A 17649-nucleotide genomic window follows, 5' to 3' on the forward strand; every position below is an offset into this window, starting at 1 on the left:
TAAAGCCCAATCAGATAAGTGATTTGTCAACCGGGGGACTTCCTGCTCACTGGTTGGCGAACGTAGTTTGATGGGCGGATCTCGCCAACTGGGCTTTTATGCTTGTGTTTGAGTTTAGATTTCATAAACTGCCTCATGGCGGAATGAGATGCGTTAACGGGGAAAGCAGATGAAGGAAGAAGAAATCGTAATGATCTTTCAATTCAGTAAGAAATGGAGCGAATTAGGCATTATTACTCCAGATGTACTGAAAGAATTGGAAAGGGAATATGCAAAAGGTGAAGACCCTTATCCAGAGCATTATCGCTGGCGGGCTTTCCAGAGTTTTATGCAAAGAAATGCAAATTTTGATGATAATATCGCGAAGGCTCTTTATAAACTGGGAGAAGATGATTTAGACAGCAGCCTGGGTGGTGCTATTATGGTGGCTATACTAAAAAGGAAGGACTGTCCTTTAGATTTATTGGAAGAAGCGGCACATTCAACGAAGAGATTTCTCGCTAAGACCGCTTTGCAACAGCTCTCAAAAAGAAAGCTTTCAGAGGATCATTCATAAAACGCCAGCACGGGGCTTTATTACTAACGGGCACACTACTACTCGCCTTCCTTGCGGCGCTTCATCAGCGCAGACCCAATCAGACTATCTGGCGGCGTCAACCGTCCGCGTGGATATCCCGGCCCGTTGCCAAAGCGTAAGTTCTGGCGATAGGAGGACACAATGTTACTTACAGTTGAATATGATCCCAAAGGTGTGGTTGAGATTCATTGCGACAAAGAGGGATTGGATTTATTAGCTACAAAGCTAGAGGCTCTAAGGGCGCATGGCGGGCACGAACATTTTATGATGAGTAAAATAACTGAATGAGCGATTGTTTGAAGTGTACTGATTGCGCTGACACACGTCGGCATCAGAGTGCTTAGCGCCTCACGTGCGGCAATGGGTGCGGAGGCTAATTGTTGTCCATTCGCGGCGAAGTGGGACGCATTTCTTTGACGGTCGAGCAATGATCATGAACAAACAACCAGCTCGAGCCATTTCGCTTGAAGATCGATGTGCATTTCTTATTACGTGTAGTTAGCTCTCCCGCCAACCCATATTTCAACGTCATGTCATAGCTGGCCCAAGCGGCACTCCCGGTCACATCAACGGAGATGTTGCTGTATTGAACGAATAATATTAAGGGCTTCCCGAGCTTGAGTTGCTCCAGGATTATTTTAAGGTTCTGCCTTATATTAGCTAATGTTCCTATCTCTCCATCCCTTATCTCGAAGAATTCTGGCGCATAAAACCGCAGATTGCCTTCAACGTCATGAGTGCGGTGGAAGTTATTTGCAGCCTGTGCTTCATCATTGAGAACTTTCCTAATCTCTTCTTTTTCCTGTTCAACAGAAACCGCTCGTTGTTGGGCAAAACTCATACCGACGTTTGCGAACACGAAAGAATAAGCGAAAACCATAACAAGAACTCTTTTCATAATTCACCTGAATAATGGATCATGACTTAAAGGGGCAGGCTGTTAGACGTGGCGACGGATGCTGTTGACCATTCCGCGCACCTATACTTTTCGGTGGGTGCAGGATGTGTTTACCGGGCAAATTTGAAGAGCCCCACATGAGTTATTTGCCTAAATAAAGATATGGCTTCCTTAATATGCCATCCTCATTTGATCGTGATGAACCCCACCCTAGTTACGGAGCCTTTGTAATGCACACGGCTTTGGCTTTCAAGTGTTTTCTTATCGCTATAGGCCGTCCCTGAGAAAAGCTTCTGGTAGAGTGATGGCTATTTAAGCCAAGAATCTGATGCGTCATGACGGCGCACATCGCTGATGCTGGCAAGTAGAGTGGTGACGGTCTGCGGCTACGACGACGCCTCACGCCTTGTTGGCCTCACCTACAGAAAAGGCGCGACAACGCTCGGCAACCTCACCTACAGCCATGATGCCGCGGCCGGTTGGTCAAGACCGGCGGCAGCTTCGCCCGCACCAACCTGCCGCAGGCGGTGAGCACGACCAGCTATAATGCCGCCAACCATCAGACGGCGTTCGGCTCTCAGACCCTGACCTATGATCTGAATGGCAACCTGACCAGCGATGGGGTGAACACCTACACCTGGAACGCGCGCGATCAGCTGGTGGCGATCAGCGGGCCGGGCCTCAGCGATGGCACTCTCCTTCATGTCTTATGAGCCGCTTCGTCGAAAAAATTGCGCGGCTGAGAGGTCTTTTTGGAATTTTTTCAGGCGAACACCGGGGAGGAATAGGAGACGACCGTCTTATGGCGACAACCTAAGTTTCAGCGCCCGTTGCGGGCCGGGCGAATAGCCGTGACAGGTGACCGAGACCGCCTTCAATTGCGAGGCGCGGCACGGCGGGCTATGCTACCGGAATAGGAGAAACGCGATGATTCATTCGGAAGGGTTCTTGAAGATCGTCAACGACGCCAAGTCGCGCGTCAAAGAAACGACGCCCGAAGCGGTGCGCCGCCGTCAGCAGGCGGGCGAGTCGTTTCACCTGGTTGACGTGCGCGAAGACAACGAATGGCAGGCCGGCCGCGCCGCCGGCGCCGTGCATCTGGGCAAAGGCATCATCGAGCGCGACATCGAAGGCGCAATCCCTAATCACGACGCCGAGATCATTCTCTATTGCGGCGGCGGTTATCGCTCGGCGCTTGCGGCAGACGCCTTACAGCAGATGGGCTACACCAATGTCATCTCGATGGACGGCGGCTGGAAGCGCTGGAAAGAGCTGGGCTATCCGACCGAGGACCAGGGTCAATAAGTATTCTGTCGGTGGTGCAGGACACTGATCACCCACCGCCTTGCGCAAAAGAGCATTACCTTATTACTATGCCTCGGCAAGAGTGAGGCTCATGGCTCGCTCTGCGCCGCCTCAAGCCAAGCCGCAACATATCTCGGTCAGGTCAGCGCCTTATGACGAATGACGCCAGACAAGTCCGAATTGGCCGCGATGCCAATGACAACGTCATCATTACCGGCGATAGTAACGTGGTGATCTTTCAAACGGCGCGGGTGCTTGAGCCGGAAGGGCCTGCGGCGGTGCCGGAAATCGGCCCGAACCCGTATAAGGGGTTGGCCGCCTTCCAGGAGAAGGACGCCAACTTCTTTTTTGGCCGCGAAGAGTTAATCAAGCACCTTCGGGCAAAGTTTGGCGAACTCCATGAGCCGCAACCCGGAGCAAAGCCACTCCCACGCATCTTACCCATCCTTGGCCCTTCCGGTTCGGGTAAATCATCGGTCGTGCGCGCCGGGCTGATTCCCGAACTCGCTCGCGAGCCCTTGCCCGGACGGCAGTCATCACACGTCGCCCTGATGTCGCCGGGGGCGCATCCCCTGGAAGCGCTGGCTGCGGTTTTGGCGCGGGTCGTGGCGGACGAGGACGCCGCGGTCAGAAAAGTCCGAGAGTTCGTCGAGGAATTAAAGATCAGGAATGAGCAGGGCGGCTATGATGGTCTGCGGCGCATCGTCGCCGCCCTGCGTGATATTGATGTGAGCCCCTTGATTCTTTTCGTCGATCAGTTCGAGGAGATCTATTCTCATTGTGACGACGCGCAGGAACGCGAGCGATTCGTTGAGAACCTGTTGACGGCGGCGGCGGACCGCTCCGGTCATACCGCAATCATCCTCACCCTGCGCACAGACTTTATCGGCCAGACGATTCACCAGGAAGAGTTCAACCAGGTTATCTCGACGCAGGGCGTGATCGTCCCGGTCATGAAGCGGGAGGAGTTACGCAGCGCGATTGCCGAGCCGGCGCGGCACGCCGGTCACCCTCTGGACGACGCGACCGTGGAGTTGCTGATCTCTGAAACCAGGGGCCGCGAGGGGGTGCTGCCTCTGCTGCAATTTGCGCTGACGCGGATATGGGAAGGCATGGCCAGGGGCGTTAAGCCCTCCGACACCTTGCGCGAAATCGGCGGGGTCGGCGGCGCGCTGGCCAGGGAAGCGCAGCGGCTCTACGACAGCCTCCAGAGCGATGCCGACAAGGCCATCGCGCGGCGCGCTTTCCTACGCCTGATCCGCGTCGGCAAGGACATTCCGACAACCCGACGCACGCTCAAGGTCCAGGAGCTTGTCGGTCAGGGCGAAGACAGCAATCATGTGAAAGCCGTATTGAATCGCTTTGCCGCGCCCGGGGCGCGCATCATCACCCTGTCAGCCGAGCCGGACGGCACAGAGATCGCCAGGCTCACGCATGAGGCGCTCATCGACAACTGGGCGCAGTTGCAGGAGTGGATCAAGGCGGACTATGACGATCTGTTGTTCCAATATCGACTGGAAGAGGCCTCGCAGTACTGGGATGTTCAGAAGCGCGCGCCGGGGCTGCTCTGGCGTTCGCCAGACTTAGATCGCCTGACCGCCTTCCGCGCCCGCGACGAAAACAGCCTGACCCCGGTTCAGATCGCGTTTCATGAGAAGTCCAAGAAGGAGGCTCGAAAGGCCCGCCTGCTTAACATCGCCTTCGTCTCTATCGTCGGCGTCCTCCTGGTCTCTACTGCGGTTGCTCTGTTCATCGTATTCATTAAGCCAGTGCCTCATCCGGCCAATACTAATGGGAATACCAATACTAGACCCAGTATTCCATCTTCAGGCAACAACAATCCGAGCGCAAATGTACGCGTGCTGACTCCATTGACGGGTGATAACAATGGGATTGACATTACTTACTATCAGGGCCGAGTGGATTGGTCGAAGCTTGACAAAAGCAAGATCAAGTTTGTTTTCCTCCGCGCCGGTGTAGGGACTAAGAAAGACAGGGGATTTGAGCGCAACTGGCAAGGGTACAAGGCGGTTGGCATTTTGCGGGGAGCGTACCATATATATAGTTTTGAGAACGGCGCAAAAGAGCAAGCCACTGCCTTTCTTCAAGCTCTCGGCGCAGACGTCGGCGAGTTGCCGCCGGTTCTTGATCTCGAACCTTCCCTAGCACATACTACTTTGCCAGATGCCGCAACTTTGGCCGCCGCAGTCAAAATCTGGCTGGATGTGGTTGAACATCGGACCGGACGCAAACCCATTATTTATGCCTACAAAGCATTTTGGGACGAGCATCTGACCGCTGAATTCGGAGGTTATCCGCTGTGGATCGGGTCTTATAGCTCGTCTGAACCATCACTTCCGAAAGGGTGGAACCGATGGACCTTCTGGCAATATTCTCAATCCGGCACGGTGGACGGCATTTCAGGTCCAATAAATCTGAATCGCTTTAACGGCTCCGAGGTGGAGCTTCAGAGGTTTGCCAATGCTCAACGCCATTGAATGATAAAGCGGCCCTCATCTAACGCTAGGCGACCTCTCTTTCCCTCGCCCCTGAGCGACTGCCGATGTGGTGACTGCGTGGCAAACGCCTTGCGGCTGGTTATAATCATCGGGTGAAGGCTCGTGAGCCCGAATAGAAGAGAACGGCTGAGAATTCATGCGAAGACCTACGCGCAACAAAGCGACCGAGTCAATCCCTGCCGAATCGTTCATGCAAGAAAAGCCGCACGTCTTGCTGTCGCCGAGCCGTCGCCGCGCAGTGACCGCGGGCGTGATGCTCGGCATGTTCCTGGCGGCCCTTGAAGCCACCGTCGTCGGCACGGCGATGCCGACGATCATCGCTCGCCTGGGCGGGCTCGATCATTACAGCTGGGTTTTTTCGGCTTACCTGCTGACCTCGACGGTGACCGTGCCGGTGTGGGGACGGCTCTCTGACCTGTTCGGGCGCAGGTCGCTTTATCTGGGTGCCGTCGTCTTTTTCCTGATCGGCTCGGCGCTGTCAGGCGCGGCGCAAGACATCACGCAGTTGATCCTCTTTCGCGCCATTCAAGGATTGGGCGCGGGCGGTTTGATCCCGCTGACGATGACGATCACCGGCGACATCTACACCTTGCGCGAGCGCGCCAACATGCAGGGCCTGTTCAGCGGCGTCTGGGGACTGGCGTCGATTCTTGGGCCGCTCGCGGGCGGCTTCATCACCGACCACTGGTCGTGGCGATGGGTCTTCTACATCAACATTCCTTTTGGGCTGGCCGCCGCCGCCGTCGTCGGCATCACCTTGATCGAGCCGCGGCGCACGGAGCATCCGGTGATCGATTATGCCGGCGCGACATGGTTGACGGTCGCCGTCACCTTGCTGCTGATCGCGCTGGTCGAAAGCGGCGAGCCGAGCATCTGGACGCGCCCGTGGATGTGGCTGCTGGTCGCGGGGGCAATCGGTTTTGGCTATTTGTTTGTGCGCGCCGAGCGCCGCGCCCGCGAGCCCATTGTGCCGTTCTCGTTGTTTCAAAATCGGGTCATCGCCGTCGGCTCGATGATCTCGTTTCTGGTCGGCGCGGCGATGTTCGGCGCCATCACCTTCATCCCGCTCTTCGTCCAAGGCGTGCTGGGCGGCACGGCGACGCAAGCGGGCGTGCTTTTGACGCCCTTTCTATTAGGCTGGGTAACGATGTCTGTCGTCGGCGGGCGCTTGATCTTTCGCGTCGGCTATCGCCCGACGATCCTTTCGGGGCTGATGCTGCTGGTGGCCAGCTCGGCGGCGCTGGCGACCTTCGGCCAGGGAACACCGCATGTCGCCTTGATGATCGATGTGGCGGCGATGGGCTGTGGTATGGGATTGGTGATGTTCACGCTCATCGTCACGATGCAGAACGCCGTAGACCGCAGCCGCCTGGGAATCGCCACCTCGCTCAATCAATTCTCGCGCTCAATCGGGCAAACGCTCGGCGTCGCGGCGATGGGGATGGTGATGACGATCAGCCTGATGGCGCACCTCGCCGACATTCAACGAACCAGCGGACGCCCGCCCGCGGAAGTCGCGCAAGTCGTTCACAATCCGAGTGCCTTAATTGACCCGATTGCTCGCGCCCAACTGCCGGTGGAATTGTTCCGGGCGATGGCGGCGGCGCTCGGCGGCGCGCTCCAGCGCGTCTTCATTGTCGGTGTGATTTTTGCGGCGCTGGCTTTGATCGTCGGCTTCATGCTGCCGAAGCGGCAAGCCGCCACGGCTGCCGCGTCGCCTACCGAAGCGCCTTCGACCGCCGACTGTGAGCGCATGTTGATGGCCGAGATGGCGACGATAGACGCCGAGCACGAGCCGGCAATGACGGCGGCGAGTGACAAGTAACGCGGAGAGAAGTCAGGAGTCAGGAGTCAGGAGCCAGAAGGGAAGAGGAAGTTGGCTATCGCTGCATTCTCATTCTGACTTCTGACTTCTGACTCCTGACTCCTGACTTCTCTCCGCGTTACTTGTCACTCGTCCTATCGCCTCTGAATAAGTTCATCAAAGTCGTTGGTCGGTCGGTCTTGATTGCGTCCGCCCCCAATTCCCGCATGCGCTCGGCCACGCCGGTGTCATTGACCGTCCACACCCAGACTTCGACGCCCGCCCGGTGGGCGCTCTCGACCATGTCGCGCGCCAGCAGCTTGTAAGAGATCGACACCGAATGCGGCTTGAATTTCAAAAGCTGTTTAAGCGTATCTCGCAGCGGCGCGGTGTGATCGTATTCGGGATTGATGTGCAGCTTGAGCTGTGGGCCTAGCGCTTTGCGGAGCTTCTTGGCCGTATCGAGGTCGGGCGCTTCCAACACGATGCGATCAAGCTCGGCGTAACCTTTCAAGATGGCGATGGTCTTTTTGACAAGCTCCTCGAAGCGGGCACAGCGCTTCAATTCGATGTTGAGCAGACGCCCGTGAACCTGCGCCAGCAGGTCGCTGAGCGTCGGCACGCGCCGCCCGCCAGTGTCTTCGCCAACCGGGATCAAGGTCTGCGCCGTCAGCTCGCCGTAGGTCATGTCCGACACCAGCCGCGTGCGCTGCGCTTGCGGCAAGCCTTCGACGCGCCCGAAGTAATCGTCGTGATAGACCACCACCATGCCGTCACGAGTCAGGCGAATGTCGGTTTCGATGCCGTCGGCGCCGATGCGGAAAGCGCGCTGAAAAGCGGCGATGGTATTCTCGGTTGATTCAAGCGCGCCGCCGCGGTGCGCGATGATCAGCGGCCTGGGGGGGGCGGGCGCTGCCGCCCGCGAAGCAGGCGGATGGATGGTGAGCAGCGCCACGAGTCCGGTTACAACAAAGCCGGCCCAACGCCGAGCAAGCGGGGTGCAGCAGCCAGTCAGTTTCATGTCGCCTCTCCTGCGGTCACTGGTTTTGTAAGCCAGGCCACAACTCAAAAATGCTTCCTCAGCCTGCCGCAAGTCGTCGCCAGGTCTTCGGGCAGGACGCGGGTTTCGCCGATGGTTGAAACGAAGTTCGCGTCGCCCGCCCAGCGCGGCACGACGTGCAGATGCAGATGGCCGGCGATGCCCGCGCCCGCCGCGCCGCCCAGGTTCATGCCGATGTTGAAGCCGTCGGGGTGATACTCAGCTTCGAGCGCCCGCTGCGCCTGCTTGGCCAGGGCCATCATCTCTGCCGTCGCTTCATCGCTTGCGTCAGCGAACGATGCCTGATGCTCGTAAGGCACGACCATCAGATGACCGCTCGTGTAAGGGAAGAGGTTAAGGATGACAAAGTTCAACCGCCCGCGATGGACGACGTAATTCTCGTCATCCTCGGCAGCCTCTTGCACATGGCAGAAGACACAGCCTTCCGCGCGGTCAGCCGTCGCAATGTAGCGGTAACGCCAGGGACTCCACAGGTGATCCATAGTCGTCAAAAGAAAAACGCGACCCAAAACCGCTTCGGGTCGCGTCGCTGAGACATTGGCTGAAGAGTGTTGCGGCTTACTCTTCGTCGTCCTTGCCGGTCTGAAGATTCTTGAACATCTCGCCGAGCGTCGCCATGCCGCCAGTCTCCTGGTAGCTGCGCACGTCTTCGGGATCGTTCTCCTTGCCGACAGCGCGCGCCGACAAACCGATCTTCTTTTGCGCCGGGTCGAGCTTCAAAATCTTGAACGGCATGACCTGACCGATCTTCACCGCGTCTTCGGGCTTCTCGACGCGCCCGTCGCTCAACTCCGACACGTGGCAAAGGCCTTCGATGCCCTCTTCGATCTCGACAAACGCGCCGAAGTTGGCAAAGCGCACGACCTTGCCGGTCACCGTGTCACCGACCTTGTGGACCTCGAAGAAGCGATCCCAGGCGTTCGGCTCCAGATCTTTGATCGACAGCGACAGCCGCCGGCCTTCAAGATCGATGTTGGTGATGACCGCGTCAACCGTCTGGTTCTTCTTCAACACGTCGGACGGATGCTTGATGCGCTTGGTCCACGAGATGTCCGAGACATGCACGAGGCCATCAATGCCGTCTTCGATCTCGACAAACGCGCCGAAGTCGGTCAGCGAGCGCACCTTGCCGGTGACCCGCGAGCCGATGTGGTAACGCTGCACGAGGGTCATCCACGGGTCGTCCGTAATCTGCTTGATGCCGAGGCTGATGCGGCGATTGTGTGAATCAACTTCGAGGACGATGGCTTCGACTTCCTGGCCAATCGACAGCAACTTCGACGGGTGCTTCAGGCGCTTCGACCAGGTCATCTCGGTGACATGCACCAGACCCTCGACGCCCGCCTCGATCTCGATGAAGGCGCCGTAGTCAGTCAGGCTGACGACCTTGCCGCGGACATGCGAGCCTTTCGGATAGCGCTCGGCCACCGACTGCCACGGGTCAGGCATCAGTTGCTTGTAGCCTAGTGAGATGCGCTCTTTGTCGCGGTCGAACTTCAGCACCTTGACCTGGAGCGTGTCGCCGACCTTGAGGATGTCGCCGGGCGATTGAATGCGCCCCCAGCTCATGTCAATGATGTGCAGAAGCCCATCGATGCCGCCGAGGTCAATGAACGCGCCGTAATCGGTGATGTTCTTGACCACGCCTTCCATGACGACGCCCTCTTCGATCTGCTCAAGGGTTTCAGTCTTCTTGTGGCTGGCCTCTTCTTCAAGCACCGCCTTGCGCGAGACGACGACGTTGCCGCGCTTGCGGTTGAGCTTGATGACGCGCACCTCGATGTCCTGGTTCATGAAGCTTTCGAGGTTGCGCACCGGGCGTACGTCGACTTGCGAGCCGGGCAGAAAGGCCGCGATGCCTTCGAGGTCAACCTTGAGGCCGCCCTTGATGCGCTCGGTGACGCGCCCGGTAATCGTCTCGTGGTTCTGGTGGGCGCGGCGCAGCTTCTCCCAGGATTGCACCTGTACGGCGGCAGCACGCGAGAGGATCGCGTATCCGTCCTGGTTTTCGAGGCTCTTGATCAGCACATCAACTTCGTCGCCGGGCTTGACCGTGAGGCCGCCTGAGCGGTCAACGAACTCTTCGCGCGCCACAACACCTTCGGACTTGTAGCCGATGTCGACCATGACGTACTTGTCGGAGACACCGACGACCGTGCCGCGGACGATCTCGCCTTCTTGTTTGGTGGCCGCCTGCTCGCGCTCGTAGTTTTCGAGCAGGGCGCTGAAATCGCCGCCGCCGGCTTCCGTGTCGGCCGCAGACTCGCTGGGCGCGTCGTCAGCCGGAGCGGCTGCGCCCGGGGTCGGAGCGGGATTATCCTGAGCCGTCGGGTTCGCGTCTGCCGCAGCGCGCGGCTCGGCGGCTGCGTTGTCTGGGCCGGCGCTCTCTGGCAGCGCAGCGGTCTCCTCTTTGGCGCTATCGGCCACCGCGCTCGCACCGGACTGGTTTACATTCTCTGTCGCCATTAATTGCTGCTCCTCCTGGACTGCCGTAGTCAACGAAATGGGGAATTGTCCCATAGTCTGCGGTCTGCGCAAGTCAGGCTCGCTTTATGAAGGACGATGGGCGACAGCCTCTCCAGAGCCGATTCGTTCGGGCGCGGTCTTGCTCGCGCAAATCGCAACAGCGAGCACGATAGCTTTAGCATCGAGTGTCGCAGATGCTGCGGAACTCTCCGTGATTGTAGAGAGCGTGGCAGGACTCTGAGTGTGTGCGCCTGTCTATATATCGCTTCATAAGCCTATGAGGCAAGGCTCAACTCTACACTTTCACGCCAGCCCTGTCAAGCAATTGCGGGGCGCATAATTTCCCGTGAAATCCGCGCGCACTTATAGTAGAATGCCGGACGGCAAAGTGATAAAAACCACCTAAGCCCCCGCGGCAGGGCGCTCGCTGAATGTTAATTGAAATCGTGTGCTTTGGTTTTATACCGCCCGTCGCGCTGGCTATGTACGCAGCCGCGGCCAGACCAGCAGCGCCAACGCCACGAAAGCGCCGCGGTGCCGTAGTCGGCCTCAGAGGTTGGCGTTTTGCCGCCCGGCGTCTTATCCTCTGACTGCCCGCTGGCGGCGGAGGTTCGAGCACAACCGGGCGATTCGTCGGGATCACAGATGTAGCCGGGGCAGCCGCAGGTGCGGGCTTCGCCACCCGCCGTCGCATGTCCGGCAAAGGCGATGACCGCAGGCCCGGAAACCGCTGAGTGCTTGCCGGGGGAAATTGACGCGAGCATCGGCAGAAACATGATGCAGGAAGCGACCAGGAACAAGCTTTTCAACATTGAATCGTTCGCCCCTAAGGGTGACACAGACCACCTCCCATTGCATGGCGCATTCTATCAGCAGATTGCCGCGAAACTGGTAAAGGTTGTTTACGATACAAAGAGCCTGAAGGCGGCGGGGAATCGGCTCATTGCTATCGCCGATCATGCGCTGGACCTGAGAGCGACAGAGACGGTCGAGCAGATCAGCCATATCCTCACCCAAGCGCCTTTGCCGCGCCCGTATCAAAGTCTTGGCCATTACTATCAGGTCTTCTGCTGGAAGCGGCGCGGCGACATTGAGCGGGCGCGGGCGGGCTTCGAGCGGCTGGCCGAATCTTTTGACCTGCCTCTCGGCTTCCGGGCGCGGGCGATCCAGGCTCTGGGGCTTTCCTACAAAGAAGCTGGCCGGCACGACGAGGCGGTGCGCCTCTTCGTCGAAGCGGCCCGTGCCGCTTCGACTCGATATGGCGGCGACATGGTGACAACCGTCAACGCGCAGTCCATTATGGCGGTCTACAGATGCGCGCATGGCGACCATCAGGGCGCGTTGCGGCACCTTGAAAGCCTCGGCCCGCTGGTCCGCACGCTGGCGCCTTCCCAACCGCTCGTCCCTTATTTGTATATCAACAACTTGGCCCTTGAGCTCGCCGAACTGGGCCGCCTCGAAGAGGCGAGAAGGTGGGCGGAAATCATTGCGCGCTCGCCTTATGTCCGCGCCTACCCGGAATGTCAAGAGACCTATGATGAGATTCTGGCGAAATCGCGCCGCCCATCACCCTCCGTTATCGCCGGCGTCGCCTGGCCGCAAGCGCCCGCAGAGGCCGCGGTGACCGGCAGCGTCGCGACGAACGTCGTCGCCATGCCGGTCGCGGCTCGCCCGGCGAGCACAGCGGAAGCCAACGCCGCGCCCGCACAGCCGGGGCGCGTCATCGCTTACCACGGCTGGCAGCGCTGCCAGCCCGAGCCGTCCGACGCCATACAAGAAAGCTTTACCGATAACGATCTCAATCAGATGAGCATCGCCGACAAGCAGAGGGCGCTGCTCGACGTCATCTATAGCGACAGAGTGACGCATCATACGCTCGACCAGCTGCTGGCCGTCGCAGGCCGCGTCAAGGCCGATGCGCCCGCCAGCTAGGGTCATCCCGCCCCACCTCGCGATCAGCCGGAACCACCTTTGGATGGAAGAAAATCGCAATCGCTTTCGACTTGCGAGCGGCGCTTCGAATCAGATATACTCGCGACCTTAAATTATTTGCCGCACGCGTGCTTGTTGGGGAGAAGGTGCGGGCGGTATTCATAGCTTATCGGCGAAGTCGTAATTATTCAGTGAGAATCGGAATCTAGCTACGACAGGCTTCGGGCGAAACTCCCCCGCTCGAATTTCCCTGACCAGCTCAGGCAGACGGTTGCAGGGCTCCGGTGCCGTCTTTCCCTGATCATTGGTTTCGCTCATTGCGCCATCCCGCCTGCAGCCGACGCAGGCAGTAACGGCTGCGGGATTCACGCTCCATTGAGGTTGTTACTGATGCTTCGTGTGGTTTTGCTGTGCTGTGTTCTGCTACTGCTCATAACTGTTGCAAGTGCCCACGCTTCGGCACAGACTGCCGCGTCGCGCGCGCCGGTCGAAGCCATGAAAGATTACGCGCTCGTTCTGGTCGAGGCCGAGACCGCAAACGAGCTGATTGAAGCGCGGGACTTTATCACGGCGGCGGGCGGCACGGTCGCCGTGGTGTTGCCGCCGAAAGCCATCTTCGGCTGGATCACGCCCGCCGTCGAAGCCCGCCTCCTCGGCCAGCACCGTATACGCGCCATTCACCGTGCAGTCATCACTGCGCCGCCCGCAGGCTTTCGCGACCGCAACACACAGATCGCCATCCGCCTGTTCAATGACATGGCTTCGGGCCGTAGTGCGCGCCGCCGTCAGCGCGACGCCGCGCGCCCGACCGGGGCGCAGACCGACCGACCGGGCTTCATCGATACCGAGCCGCACCCGCGGATCAACCGCGAGCAGATGATCCAGAACCTGCGGCTGCTGGGCCGCGCACCCAGTGGCGATGTGCATACACAGTTCTTCGGCAACTCGGACGTCATGGATGGCACCGTGGCCGTCGCCCTCTTTCTGATCGAGAGCAACGGCACGGCTGACCCCAACCTCTATTCATGGTCGAATGACGATGCGACGGCGGCGGTCTCGCAGACGCTCGAAGGCTTGAACTGGTGGGTCGAGCAGTCGCGCGCCTTTCAGTTGGCGCGGCCCCTGCAATTCACACTGGTTACCCACCTGCCGAGCGATCCCGCCTGCCAGGTGCCTTACGAACCGATCCTGCACCCGGCTAGTGATGCGACCTTCTGGATCGCTAAAATCATGTCGAACCTCGGAGTCAGCGACGGCGATACGGCGACGCGCGTCGCGGCCTATGACGAGGCGCTCAGGCAGCAACAGCACACCGACTGGGCCTACTCGATATTCGTCGGGTATAACCCGATTGGCACGGCGACCGCGTTTACCGACCACCGCGCTTCGTGGGCCTTCATCGGCGGCCCGTACGTGCAGAGCCTGTACCGCAGCTTTGGCTGGCCGCTGTCGCGCGTCGTCAGCCACGAAACCGGCCACATCTTTTACGCCTGCGATGAATACTTTCAGCCCGGCTATCAGACCTGTAGTTGTAGTTGCGCGCCCGAAATCCGCCGCGAAGCCATCAACGGCAACTGCCAGGATGCGAGCTGCACGCAGAACTCGACCGCCTGCATGATGCGGCTCAACGAGCTGGCCCTCTGTCCGCACACCGCGGCGCAGATCGGCTGGATCAACCAGTTGCCGCCCCCGCCGCCATCGGCGCCGGCCAGCCTCGTCGCCACCGCTTCTTCGCCCACCGAAGTCACGCTCGTCTGGCAAGACACATCGGCAGGCAGCGATGGCGCGGCGCAAGGGTTTCAGATCGAGCGGCGCGGCGGCACGAGCGCCGAATTCAGTCTGCTGGCGACGACGCCGACCAGCTCGCCGCGCTACACAGACGGCACAGCGCTGCCGAACACGGCTTACGCTTATCGCGTGCGCGCCTTCAACATCAGCGGCCAGTCCGCCTATTCCAACGAAGTCCCGGTCGTTACGCCGACGGTCGCGCCGAGCCTCTCAATCGGCACCACCAGCATGCCCGAAGCGACGGTCGCCGTCGCTTATGACCGCGCCCTGGTCGCCAGCGGCGGCAGGCCCGATTATCTCTGGATCGTCGAGAGCGGCACGCTGCCGGCGGGGCTGACGCTTTCGCAATCCGGCAGCATCTCCGGCACGCCGACGACTGCCGGCACCAGCAACTTTGTTGTCAAAGTTACGGACAGCAACAACGGCTCGGCGACCAAGGCGTTGACCCTTATCGTCAAGCCCGCCGCGCCGCTGACGATTACCTCGGCGCAGTTGCCGCGCGGCTCGGTCGGCACGACCTACAGCCAGAGCCTCGGCGCCTCGGGCGGCCAGACGCCTTACAACTGGTCTAAGGTGTCGGGCAATCTCCCCGATGGCCTGTCGCTCAACCAGACGAGTGGCGTCATCGCCGGTGTGCCTGAGCGTGCCGGCACGTCGAGCTTTGTCATCCGGCTCGCAGACTCGGCTTCGGCCAGCGTCACCGTGACGCTGGCGATCACCATCAACCCGGCGATCAGCGCCCTGGAGATTACCACCGAATCGCTGCCCGATGGCGTCGTCGGTCAGGATTACTTGCGCACCTTACAGGCCATCGGCGGCAGCGCGCCTTATCGCTGGACGGTCGGCGCCGGGCACCTGCCCGATGGCTTGCAATTGAGCAGCGACGGCAGCATCACGGGCCGACCGACGACACCCGGCACCACAAACTTTACGGTGCAGGTGACCGAGCAGAGCGGCCAGACGGCGACCAGGGCCTTAGCCATTGACATTGAAGCGCCGCCGCAATTCACTATCCTGAGCAGCAACCCGCTGCCGGCTGCCGCCGTCGGCGTGCCATATCAGCATCAGCTACAGGCCACCGCCGGCAGCGCGCCTTACAACTGGGTCAAGAAGAAGAAGGCGAAATACGGCGCCCTGCCTGATGGCATCAAGCTCTCAGCCGATGGCATGTTGTCGGGAACGCCGACGGCGCAGGGGACGAGCGACTTTACGGTCATCGCCAGCGACGCGGCCGACCGCCAGGCGAAAAAGCCTTTGACGATCACTGTCGGCCCGCCGCCGCCGCCGCTGACGATCCGCACAGAGACGCTGCCGAACGCCACGCAAGGCTTGAGCTACACGGCGCACCTCGACGCCGCCGGCGGTGTCGCGCCCTACACCTGGACGCTCGACATCGGAACCTTGCCGGACGGCATCACGATGCAAAGCGACGGCACGATCAGCGGACGCGGAACCGCTGTCGGCACCTACGCCTTCACGGTGCGCGTTAAGGACGCGGTCGGCACTTCTAGCACCCACACGCTCTTCATTCTGGTTGTGCCGCCGCCGCCGCCGCTGGTCATTCAGACAGTGCAATTGCCTGAGACCAGCGCCGAACGGCCCTACTCGCAGACGCTGCAAGCGACCGGCGGCACGCCGCCTTACACCTGGAGCATCAGCAGCGGCAGCCTCGGCCAGGGCTTGAACCTGTCGGCCAATGGGGTGATCTCAGGGACACCGGCTTCGCCCGGCACCGTGGTCTTTGTCGTCCGCGTCGCCGATTCGGCGGAGCAGTCGGTGACCCGCACGCTGGCCATCACCATCAAGCCGGCGGATCACGTCGCGCCCTTCGGCAACCTGGAAGTGCCAGACTTCCGCGCCACGCTCAGCACGGTGGCGACCGGTTCGGGCTGGGCGCTGGACAACGTCGGCATTGCCGCCGTCGAAGTGCTGGTGGACGGCGTGAAAGTCGGCGACGCCATCTACGGGCTGAACCGCCCGGACATCGGCGCCGTCTGGAGCAGCTTCCCGAACGCCTCGAAGGCCGGCTACAGCTTCACGCTCGACACCACAAAGTTCAGTAATGGCGATCACACGCTCGCCATGCGCCTGCTCGACGCGGCGGGCAATGCGACGGTCGTCGGCACGCGCCCGATCACCTTGCAAAACAGCGTCTTCATGATCACCACGACCAACCTGCCGCGCGGCAAGAAGGGCGAAGCCTATAGCCAGCAGTTGCAAACGGCCAACGGCCGCGCGCCATACACCTTCACGCTGACCAGCGGGGCGCTGCCGGCGGGGCTGTCGTTGAGCGCCTCGGGCCTGGTTGCCGGCACGCCAACGGTCTTTGGCAGCAACTTCAGCTTTACCGTGCGCGCTACCGACGCCAACAGCGCGGCGGCGGTGGCCAGCTATACCATCACGGTGGTCCCGGACATTGACCCGCTGCGCGTCGTCTCCAGCGGTGACCTGCTACCGGGGCTGACCGGCAAAGATTACGCGACGCAGTTGCTCTTTACCGGCGGACGCCCGCCAGCGACCTGGGGGCTCAGCAACGGCACGCTGCCACCGGGCCTGACGCTCAATGCCGCCACGGGTATTCTGTCGGGCCGCCCGACGACCGTCGGCAATTACATCTTCACGGTGCGGGTGACGGATGCCGACAACACCACGGCGGTGTCGTCGCCCTTAAACCTGGTCATTGCGCTCGGCCCGCTCGGCGTCATCGATACGGGGACGTTGCCTTCAGGCGTCACCGGCGTGAGCTATGCGTATGGGCTGCGCAGCACCGGCGGCACAGGGCCGTACACCTGGACATTGGCGAGCGGCACGTTGCCGTGGGGCTTAACGGTCAACCCGACAACGGGCGTCATCGGTGGCAAGCCGATTGTCGCCGGCAACTACGATTTTGTAATCAGGATAGCCGACTCGACTCTGGCCTCAGCGCTCTCGGACTCGCTGCACATCGTCGTGACGGCGGGGCCGCTCACGGTGGTGACGACGGGCGATTTCCCGACGGCGCAGGTCAACGTTGATTACTCCTTTGTGATGGTCGCCAATGGCGGCTCGCAGCCCTATACCTGGAGCATCATCAGCGGCGCGCTGCCGGCGGGCTTAACGCTCAATCCGGCGACCGGCACTTTCGGCGGCAAGGCGATTGTGGCGGGAACCTTTACGCTCGTCTTCCAGGTGCGCGACCCCTTCGGCACCACTGCCACTTCGACGCCGCTGCGCCTCGTCGTTTCACCGTGAAATCAGGAGGCAGGAGGCAGGAGGCAGGAAGCAGTAGAGAGTCATGAAACAGTGAAGGCAGCGGGCCAG

At 60.3% G+C, this 17649-nt stretch carries 13 protein-coding genes; 8 read left to right on the forward strand and 5 right to left on the reverse strand.

Annotation, left to right across the window (positions count from 1 at the left end; translation table 11 throughout):
- The first annotated feature begins 169 nt into the window (after window positions 1-169).
- A complete protein-coding gene (locus tag VJ464_11625) occupies window positions 170-556 on the forward strand; it encodes a hypothetical protein (GenBank protein ID HKQ05774.1) in 387 nt (128 codons plus the stop codon).
- A gap of 162 nt (window positions 557-718) precedes the next feature.
- Window positions 719-865, forward strand: a complete 147-nt coding sequence (locus VJ464_11630; GenBank protein HKQ05775.1) for a hypothetical protein — start codon at window positions 719-721, stop codon at window positions 863-865.
- Window positions 866-950: 85 nt separating this feature from the next.
- Here the strand turns inward: VJ464_11630 and VJ464_11635 are convergent, their stop codons facing one another.
- Window positions 951-1475: a nuclear transport factor 2 family protein gene (locus tag VJ464_11635; protein HKQ05776.1), complete on the reverse strand. Its 525-nt coding sequence runs from the start codon at window positions 1473-1475 to the stop codon at window positions 951-953.
- A 479-nt stretch (window positions 1476-1954) separates the two neighbouring features.
- Here VJ464_11635 and VJ464_11640 point away from each other — a divergent pair, with 479 nt between their 5' ends.
- From VJ464_11640 to VJ464_11655, 4 genes are all read left to right on the forward strand, one after another.
- A complete protein-coding gene (locus tag VJ464_11640) occupies window positions 1955-2188 on the forward strand; it encodes a hypothetical protein (GenBank protein ID HKQ05777.1) in 234 nt (77 codons plus the stop codon).
- 214 nt (window positions 2189-2402) lie between these two features.
- Window positions 2403-2780, forward strand: a complete 378-nt coding sequence (locus VJ464_11645) for a rhodanese-like domain-containing protein (protein ID HKQ05778.1) — start codon at window positions 2403-2405, stop codon at window positions 2778-2780.
- Between the two features lie 152 nt (window positions 2781-2932).
- On the forward strand, window positions 2933-5278 hold the full coding sequence (locus VJ464_11650; GenBank protein ID HKQ05779.1) for a GH25 family lysozyme: 2346 nt from the start codon (window positions 2933-2935) through the stop codon (window positions 5276-5278).
- 157 nt (window positions 5279-5435) lie between these two features.
- Window positions 5436-7124, forward strand: a complete 1689-nt coding sequence (locus VJ464_11655) for an MDR family MFS transporter (GenBank protein ID HKQ05780.1) — start codon at window positions 5436-5438, stop codon at window positions 7122-7124.
- A 118-nt stretch (window positions 7125-7242) separates the two neighbouring features.
- On the opposite strand, the gene VJ464_11660 is transcribed toward VJ464_11655, so the two are convergent.
- The 4 genes from VJ464_11660 to VJ464_11675 form a co-directional block, all read right to left on the reverse strand.
- Window positions 7243-8124, reverse strand: coding sequence for a glycerophosphodiester phosphodiesterase family protein (locus VJ464_11660; GenBank protein ID HKQ05781.1), 882 nt, complete (start codon window positions 8122-8124; stop codon window positions 7243-7245).
- A gap of 44 nt (window positions 8125-8168) precedes the next feature.
- Window positions 8169-8645 (reverse strand): HIT domain-containing protein, encoded by a 477-nt coding sequence (locus tag VJ464_11665; GenBank protein ID HKQ05782.1) that lies wholly within the window; start codon window positions 8643-8645, stop codon window positions 8169-8171.
- Window positions 8646-8721: 76 nt separating this feature from the next.
- Window positions 8722-10629, reverse strand: a complete 1908-nt coding sequence (locus VJ464_11670) for a 30S ribosomal protein S1 (protein HKQ05783.1) — start codon at window positions 10627-10629, stop codon at window positions 8722-8724.
- A gap of 434 nt (window positions 10630-11063) precedes the next feature.
- Window positions 11064-11441: a hypothetical protein gene (locus tag VJ464_11675; GenBank protein ID HKQ05784.1), complete on the reverse strand. Its 378-nt coding sequence runs from the start codon at window positions 11439-11441 to the stop codon at window positions 11064-11066.
- A 40-nt stretch (window positions 11442-11481) separates the two neighbouring features.
- On the opposite strand from VJ464_11675, the gene VJ464_11680 reads away from it, so the two are divergent.
- Window positions 11482-12561, forward strand: coding sequence for a hypothetical protein (locus tag VJ464_11680; protein HKQ05785.1), 1080 nt, complete (start codon window positions 11482-11484; stop codon window positions 12559-12561).
- Between the two features lie 390 nt (window positions 12562-12951).
- The gene (locus VJ464_11685; GenBank protein ID HKQ05786.1) at window positions 12952-17580 is read left to right on the forward strand and encodes a putative Ig domain-containing protein; all 4629 of its coding nucleotides are present in this window, start codon (window positions 12952-12954) and stop codon (window positions 17578-17580) included.
- Window positions 17581-17649 lie beyond the last annotated feature (69 nt).

Source organism: Blastocatellia bacterium, assembly GCA_035275065.1.
Classification (GTDB): Bacteria; Acidobacteriota; Blastocatellia; order UBA7656; family UBA7656; genus DATENM01.

What these genes read in the sequence shown, in the direction of transcription:
- VJ464_11625 (HKQ05774.1), top strand. Translation starts at nt 170, where the DNA reads ATGAAGGAAGAAGAAATCGTAATGATCTTTCAATTCAGTAAGAAATGG.
- VJ464_11630 (HKQ05775.1), top strand. Translation starts at nt 719, where the DNA reads ATGTTACTTACAGTTGAATATGATCCCAAAGGTGTGGTTGAGATTCAT.
- VJ464_11635 (HKQ05776.1), bottom strand. Translation starts at nt 1,475, where the DNA reads ATGAAAAGAGTTCTTGTTATGGTTTTCGCTTATTCTTTCGTGTTCGCA.
- VJ464_11645 (HKQ05778.1), top strand. Translation starts at nt 2,403, where the DNA reads ATGATTCATTCGGAAGGGTTCTTGAAGATCGTCAACGACGCCAAGTCG.
- VJ464_11650 (HKQ05779.1), top strand. Translation starts at nt 2,933, where the DNA reads ATGACGAATGACGCCAGACAAGTCCGAATTGGCCGCGATGCCAATGAC.
- VJ464_11655 (HKQ05780.1), top strand. Translation starts at nt 5,436, where the DNA reads ATGCGAAGACCTACGCGCAACAAAGCGACCGAGTCAATCCCTGCCGAA.
- VJ464_11660 (HKQ05781.1), bottom strand. Translation starts at nt 8,124, where the DNA reads ATGAAACTGACTGGCTGCTGCACCCCGCTTGCTCGGCGTTGGGCCGGC.
- VJ464_11665 (HKQ05782.1), bottom strand. Translation starts at nt 8,645, where the DNA reads ATGGATCACCTGTGGAGTCCCTGGCGTTACCGCTACATTGCGACGGCT.
- VJ464_11670 (HKQ05783.1), bottom strand. Translation starts at nt 10,629, where the DNA reads ATGGCGACAGAGAATGTAAACCAGTCCGGTGCGAGCGCGGTGGCCGAT.
- VJ464_11675 (HKQ05784.1), bottom strand. Translation starts at nt 11,441, where the DNA reads ATGTTGAAAAGCTTGTTCCTGGTCGCTTCCTGCATCATGTTTCTGCCG.
- VJ464_11685 (HKQ05786.1), top strand. Translation starts at nt 12,952, where the DNA reads ATGCTTCGTGTGGTTTTGCTGTGCTGTGTTCTGCTACTGCTCATAACT.